Below are 7,529 nucleotides of genomic sequence, written 5' to 3' on the forward strand. Positions count from 1 at the left end.
TCCTGTAGTTTGAGCGCCGTCCACTCCTGCTTGATCCTTCGCTTCATTGATAGCATTTACAGCTGCGATGGCGGCTTGCGCTACTTCAGCTTTCGCTGCGGCTTTTTCAGCGTCTGACAATTTAGCATTCTTATCAATTGAGGCAATCTTAGTTTCTGACGCTGTTTGGATTGCTTCTAGGGCTTTCTCTTTGCCTACTGGATTTACTGCGTTAATTGCTGTTGTTCCTGTAGTTTGAGCGCTGTCTACTCCATCTTGATCCTTCGCTTCATTGATAGCATTTACAGCTGCGATGGCGGCTTGCGCTACTTCAGCTTTCGCTGCGGCTTTTTCAGCGTCTGACAATTTAGCGTTCTTATCAATTGAGGCAATCTTAGTTTCTGACGCTGTTTGGATTGCTTCTAGGGCTTTCTCTTTACCTACTGGATTTACTGCTTCTACTGCTGTTGTTCCTGTAGTTTGAGCGCCGTCTACTCCTGCTTGATCCTTCGCTTCATTGATAGCATTTACAGCTGCGATGGTGGCTTGCGCTACTTCGGCTTTCGCTGCTGCTTTTTCATCGTCTGACAATTTAGCGTTCTTATCAATTGAGGCAATCTTAGTTTCTGACGCTGTTTGGATTGCTTCTAGGGCTTTCTCTTTAACAGTATCTAAGTTACCTGGTGTGTGCACGCCTTCGATGGCTGTTACACCTGCTGTTTTCGCTGCTTCTACTGCATCTGCTGTGTCGGCTGCTGTAATCTTAGATTCTTCTTCTGTTTTCTTAGTATCTACTTCTTTTTCTTTTGCTGTACGTTGAGCTGCTGTTAAGCTATTGTCTGCTGCGATGGCTGCTTTTTCAGCTTTCGCTGCTTTTTCTAGATCTAATTTTGCTTTTGCTTTTTGTAAAAGAAGTGTCTGTGCATTAATATCCGCTTGATTTTTACGATTTGCTATTTCTACATTATTTGTTTCTTCGTTCAAAATCGCTTGAGCCTTAGCTACTTCTGCTTGATAAGCAGCCCATGCTTCGGGTGTATAATCACTTTGATTTAAAGTAGCTGCTTTAGCCTCTTCTGCTCGTAAATCAGCTTTATACATATTAACTGTTACAGTTTGAGCAGGTGATGTTATAACACCTTCTTTTTTAGTAGTCGCAACTGTTGTTCCTGAAATCAAATTGCCATTTGTTTGATAAGTGACTGTCGGATTCAGTACAAATGTTTCAGCTTTTGTTGCAGGAAGTTCTAATTCGTACCAAAACTCTTGAGAAGATTTCGGTCTTACTGAGTTAACACGCATAGATAATTGATTTCCAGTAGTAGTAGGAACAATTTTAGATCTATCATAACTTGCTAATCTTGCTCCCTCTGGAATTGCCAAAGAATAAACTGGGCTTGTTGAAGTTGCTTCACCTTTATTTTCAAGTCTTGCTTGAATTCTAACTGTAACTTTTTGTGCAGTAGCAGAAACAGCTGTTTTAGAAAAACTTGTTTCAGTAACAGTAGGTACAACATAAGCTCCACTACCTACTCGTACATTACTTACACTAGCACCAGCATATATACCATCAGGCGTTCTGTGAGTATTTGCTTCATCATGACTTCGATTGTTAATTGATTCAAATTGGAGACGAAGTTTTGTTACCCCATCAGGAACATTAACAATTTTTGAAAACTCTCCTAAAGGATAACCTTGATAATTAGCTCTATCCTCTGCTATTTTAGTACCTGTATTTGCATCTTTTACTATTAATTTCGCACCATTTATCCCAGTAGTTTGACCAATACTTTGAGAACGATAGCTAACAATTACTTCCTGACCAGGAACAACATCTATATCTTGGTAAATCGGTCCGTATTCTGTATTTGGTGTTCCACCATTACCTCTTTCATTATATGCAGACAGGACTGCTGCGATATTTGTTTTCGGTCCTGGAAGGGCAGACTCATAATTTCCTGTTTTAGCAGCCCAAATAAGCAACACTTTATTTGTACTTGAATCTACAGCATTCCAACCTTTTAATTTAGATAATTCTACAATAGTTGAAGCTATAGGTGACGTTGCTGTTGGTAACTCTGCTCCTAATGTTGTATCTGAGAAATTACCATTGATGATGCTAACACCATGTTCATTTGCAGCTAGCGGATCTGTGCTTGCTGATGTACTAGGAGCTGCATCTGTACCTGTACGGAATGGATTATTTGTATCCAACGCTTTTCCATTACGTTCATCTCTAGAACCTGAGTTTGCAATAGAATTAGACTCCAAAGGCTTTTCAGCGCTGGCATTTTTTGGGCTTTTGCTTCCTTTGTCACTTGTATTATCTACCGCTTGTTCTTTTTTCTTTTCAGATTTTGTTTGCAATTTTGATGTTGCTGTAATTAACTTTCTATATGCTGCAGTTAATTCAGTTTTAGTTGTTGCAGTGCTTAGATCAGTTCTTGCTTCTTCTAAGACAGCTCTAAGATTGTTAACGCTTTCTTCTGTCTTAGTAGCATAGGTTCCTTTAGCAAACTTTCCATCAATTTCTTTGATTAAATCTGTTAATTCTTTCTTATCTAGAGTCTCCACCTTCTGAGGTGCTGATTCTGGAGAAGGACTATTTTCAACTGTTGAAGGTTGAGTATTTGTCTCTACTGTTGCAGCAGGACTAGTGGCTACTGTATTCCCTTCGTAGGTCCCATTCTGAGCATTCGGTTCTTTAGGTTGCGGTGCCTGAGTCTCCCCATTAGTTGAAGGCACACTTTGCTCTGCAGCAGATACTGCCCCATTTCCTAAAAACATGAACAATGCAGCTACTGCGACACTAGCTGCACCAAAGCTGACCTTACGAATAGAAAAACGTAATTGCTTTTCACGATCGTGTTTACCTTTATGAAACATCTAATTTCCTCCAAAATAAATATTTGTATCACATCTTATAATACACTTTTACTCTAATAATTCAATAGCCACCTTTTTATATTTTCTAATCTATTATAATTTTTATGCGTATATATATATATACGCATAAAACTACTTTTATTCTATAATTATAGCGATTCTTGAAATAAAAATTATATAGTCAGAAATATTACGTTTTTATAACATTTGGCATTTTTAAAAGAGTCTGGGACAAAAGTCTAACCTTAAATATAAAAAGCGAACAAAAGGAGTTATCTGACATTCAGTATTCGGTCTTATTCGCTTTTTATCTAATCTATTGATTTTTAAAATTTATAATAAATAATTCCTAAAATCAAAATCTTTTTGTCCCAGACTCTTCATAACATATTTACTTGATTTTCTTAGCTAGCATGGTCGCAAAGCGTAATTGAATACGATTGCCATTCTCATCGCGACGGTGCAAATGACCTGGATTTTCATTGTATTTGACTAATTTCCAGTCCTTGTAATAGTCTGCCAGTTCCCCTTCTTTAAATGTGAATGGGAAGTTCACTGAGCAAGGATAATCCTCCGTGTCCATGGCACAGACGATAAGGTTGTAGCCACCAACAGTGGTTTGCTCCTGCATATTTTTGATAATTGCAGGAATACGGTCTGCTTGCAAAAACATCAAAACAACTGTCGATACGATGAAATCATACGCTTTCCCAATGCTAGCTGAATTGATATCGTAAAGACCAACAGGCATATCCAAATCTTCCTGCTCCACAATGCTTTGCAAGATTTCAAGAGACAGTTCATTTTGATCCACAGCTGTCACATCAAAACCTTGCTGGGCTAGAAAGAGTGCATTACGGCCTTGACCACAGCCCAAATCCAAGGCTTTCCCTGGTTTTACTGTCTGCATAGCCTCTAGGACCTCTGAATGAACAGGATTGGTATTGTATTTCTTAGGGAAATAATCCTCAGGTTTACAATAAAATTCCAAATACCATTCCACATCGTCTGTTACAGCCTCCACTCGGTGCCAAGCTTGTGGTTTTGCCATTGGATTGTCAGCTCCCGCTTCAAAGAGGTGTTCAGCTAGAACCTCACCATCTTCTGTTAACTCAATAAACTTTAGAGCACCCTTCAAGACAGTAATTTTCCCCCAACTCCCAACCTTGGTATTGTGCTTTTGCTGAACAGCTTCAGGCATGGTTTCTTTAGTCTACAAAGGCATGCGTTTATAGGCAACTAATTTTTCCATTTTCAATTCCTCTTTTTATCGCTGATTAACAGCTTTCATCACGCGCGCGATGTCGCGGTTTTGCTCACGACGTTTGATAGACTCTCTCTTATCGTAGTCATGCTTCCCTTTAGCTAAACCTAAAAGAAGCTTGGCATAACCATCTTTGATATAGACTTTAAGAGGAACCAGGGTCATTCCTGTCCCTTTAGTCTCTTGTTCCAACTTTTGGATTTGCTTTTTATGGAGCAGGAGTTTACGACGACGTTCTGGTTCTTGGTTCCAGATATTGCCCTCTTCGTAAGGAGCGATATGGACATTGCTCAACCAGACCTCTCCATTTTTTACTTGGGCAAAGCCATCCTTGAGATTGATTCGAGCAGCTCGTACACTCTTGATTTCAGTTCCAGTCAGAACCATCCCTGCCTCTAGCGTATCTATGATTGTATAGTCGTGGCGCGCCTTTTTATTTTGTGCGACGACCTTTCCCTCGCCCTTTGCCATGCTTGGCTCCTTTCTTAGCTACTTCCTTGTAAAAAGGTTTCTTTCCTTTTTTCTTCTTGTCTTTTTGTGAATGCTTGCGCTTATCATTTGAGCGTCCTGATTTTCTCTTATCTTCCTTCTTATCTGAACGACGATTTGAACCACGCCCTCTGTCACTACGATTAGACTGTTTTAAGCCTTTTTCAATCACATCAAACTCACTTAGGATGTAAGAGAAGTCAATTTCACCCGTCATCTTGTCGGCTCTTTCAACTCGGATACGGATTTGCTGACCTACACGGAAGGTTGTTCCTGATTTCTCCCCACGAAGGGTCAAATCCCGTTCGTTGAAATGGTAGAACTCAGGTAAATTGGTGATGTGAATCAAGCCTTCAACTGTGTTTGGCAATTCAACAAAGAGACCAAATTTGACAATACTTGATACAACCGCATCGTACTCTTCGCCCACGTATTCTTCCATATACTCAGCCTTTTTCATGGCTTCGACTTCTCGCTCAGCCTCAATGGCACGACGCTCACGGTTGGAAGACTGGGTCGCAATCTCTGGAATCACTTGTTCAAAATGCTCTGCTATTTCCTTAGAACAGCCGTAATCCCGAATCATACGGTGAACAAGAAGGTCTGGATAACGACGAATTGGACTGGTAAAGTGAGTATAATAGTCAGCAGCTAGTCCATAGTGGCCGTGATTGTGCTCCGAATAACGAGCCTGTTGCATAGAGCGAAGAAGCATCATGGACAATACATCTGCATAAGGTTCTCCCTCAACAGCACGCATGATGTCTTGAAGCGCCTCCTGGCTAATCTCACTGGCAGTCCCATAAATGCGCAAGCCAAAACTCGAAGCATAATCAATAAACTTCTGAACCTTTTCAGCCTTAGGCTCCTCGTGAATTCGATAGATAAAAGGCAAATCCAACTTACTGAAATGTTCGGCAACTGTTTCATTGGCCATCAACATAAAAGACTCAATCATCCGCTCGGCAATGCCACGCTGCCGAAGAACGATATCAACAGGCTTACCTTGTTTATCCACTAAAATCTTCGCTTCATTGGTATCAAAATTGAGAGCTCCACGTTTCACACGCATGTTTTCTAAAGTTTCATGAAGCTTGGCCATAAGTTCGATACTTGGTACAATTTTATGATATTCTTGTCGCTTTTCCTCATCGCCAGCTAGGATATCATTGACATCACTGTAGGTCATACGGAAGCTAGTCTTGATAACCGTTTGTGTAATGGTATAGTTGACCACACGACCATGTTTATCAATTTCCATAATGGCAGACTGGGTCAGGCGGTCAACTTGGGGATTGAGGGAGCAAATTCCATTAGACAGTCGTTCTGGAAGCATTGGGACCACACGGTCTGTCACATAAACTGAAGTCGCGCGGTTAAGGGCTTCCTTGTCCAGGGCAGAATCCTCGGTCACATAGTAGGAAACATCCGCAATGTGAACTCCAAGTTCCAGATTGCCATTTTTCATAGGCTTGATATGCACCGCATCGTCCAAGTCCTTGGCGTCAGCACCATCGATGGTAAAGATAATCTCATCTCTTAGATCCAGACGACCTTCCGTATCCTTTTTAGACGGAGCATCAGGCACACTTTCTGCTTCCTTGACAACAGCTTCTGGAAACTCGGATACAATGTCCATTGATTCCAAGACCTCAAGAACATCAATTCCGACATCTGTTGAGTGTCCCACCACATCGAGAACACTCGCGACAAAGAAATCATGTTTCTTGCTTGGGTATTTATCGATAAAGACCTTGAGAACTTCTGTTCCCTCCAGTTTAAGGGCTGGTTTCTTAACATAGATGGGTTGGCTGATTTTCTGATTTTTCGAACGGATGTAGCCAGCATACTTAGGCTTTTCCTGATCTAGAACGATTTGTCCGACAACTGTTGTCAGGCTGTGTTCTAAGATATCAATAATTTTGGCTTCTGCTGCTGTTCCCTTATTGCGGTCAGCGACTTTCTTGATCACGACCTCAACGGTATCACCATCAATAGCATAGTTGACATCGTTTTTTCCTACAAAAAGGTCGTCCTCCTCGCCTTCCAGACTAACAAAGCCAAAGCCATTTTTATGGGCATGAAAAATCCCCTTGAGGGTAATCTCATGTTTTTTCTTGACTTCCAAGGTCAGACTGCCATCTTCTTCAAAGCGTATCTGGTGCTTTCTTTCCATTAGGGACAAGGTTTTAATCAACTCACGAAAATCCTTGGAACCGTCTTTTTCCAAAGCCTGAGCCAAGTCATTGACAGTTACCTTTCCCTTATCTTGTAAATATTCTTTTATTCTATCTTTCATATTTTCTTTCTAGATTTTTTAATTTTCTTTTACTGTAAAACCTTCTCAAACATCCTTTCATACTCAATAAAAATCAAAGAGCAAACTNNTTGAAGAGATTTTTGAAGAATATAAAAACAAAAAGAGGCAAAGACCTAGTCCTGCCCATTATTTTCTTATCTACTTGATAATACCGTCAATGCTAAGGCAATGGCTAGCCAGAAAAAGACTAAAATCCCTGTCAAACGCTGCATCACAGCTTCGAAACCGCGTGCTTTACTGCGTTCAAACAAATCACCTGAGCTGGCATCAAATACATTGCTGGATTGGTTTTTAGTTGGTTGCATGAAAATCGCAATCACAATCACAACAGATAATACTAATAAAATGGTTAATAATAGGTTATACATATCAAACTCCTTACAATCCCTATTATTTTACCATAAAATCTACTTAGATTCAAGATGTAGGGTTACTTTTCTTTCCTTGGGACAATACTTTAAAACCTCAATCTTGTCTGGATGGGTTTTGGAATTTTTACTGGTTAGGTAATTGATGCTGCCACAAGAGGAGCATTTGAGATTAATTTTTACTCGCACTAAATCTCCTTTACTTTTATTAGACTTCCTGCAA

At 40.2% G+C, this 7,529-nt stretch carries 6 protein-coding genes; all 6 read right to left on the reverse strand.

What is annotated here, in order from left to right; translation table 11 throughout:
- Window positions 1-2,865 (reverse strand): SasC/FmtB family protein (locus HT719_RS10935; protein WP_172929213.1); only part of this gene is annotated, 2,865 nt, incomplete at its 3' end.
- 391 nt (window positions 2,866-3,256) lie between these two features.
- Window positions 3,257-4,066, reverse strand: coding sequence for an SAM-dependent methyltransferase TehB (gene tehB / locus HT719_RS10940; RefSeq protein WP_240156579.1), 810 nt, complete (start codon window positions 4,064-4,066; stop codon window positions 3,257-3,259).
- Between the two features lie 66 nt (window positions 4,067-4,132).
- Window positions 4,133-4,600, reverse strand: a complete 468-nt coding sequence (smpB, locus tag HT719_RS10945; RefSeq protein WP_001051744.1) for an SsrA-binding protein SmpB — start codon at window positions 4,598-4,600, stop codon at window positions 4,133-4,135.
- Window positions 4,563-6,917, reverse strand: coding sequence for a ribonuclease R (gene rnr / locus HT719_RS10950; RefSeq protein WP_172929215.1), 2,355 nt, complete (start codon window positions 6,915-6,917; stop codon window positions 4,563-4,565). The genes smpB and rnr overlap by 38 nt, the downstream gene beginning before the upstream one ends.
- A gap of 155 nt (window positions 6,918-7,072) precedes the next feature.
- The gene (gene secG / locus HT719_RS10955) at window positions 7,073-7,306 is read right to left on the reverse strand and encodes a preprotein translocase subunit SecG (protein WP_000282517.1); all 234 of its coding nucleotides are present in this window, start codon (window positions 7,304-7,306) and stop codon (window positions 7,073-7,075) included.
- Between the two features lie 39 nt (window positions 7,307-7,345).
- Window positions 7,346-7,495, reverse strand: coding sequence for a 50S ribosomal protein L33 (gene rpmG, locus HT719_RS10960; RefSeq protein ID WP_001809104.1), 150 nt, complete (start codon window positions 7,493-7,495; stop codon window positions 7,346-7,348).
- Window positions 7,496-7,529: the final 34 nt, after the last annotated feature.

It is taken from the genome of Streptococcus sp. k-378 (assembly GCF_013277505.1).
Lineage (GTDB): Bacteria > Bacillota > Bacilli > Lactobacillales > Streptococcaceae > Streptococcus > Streptococcus pseudopneumoniae.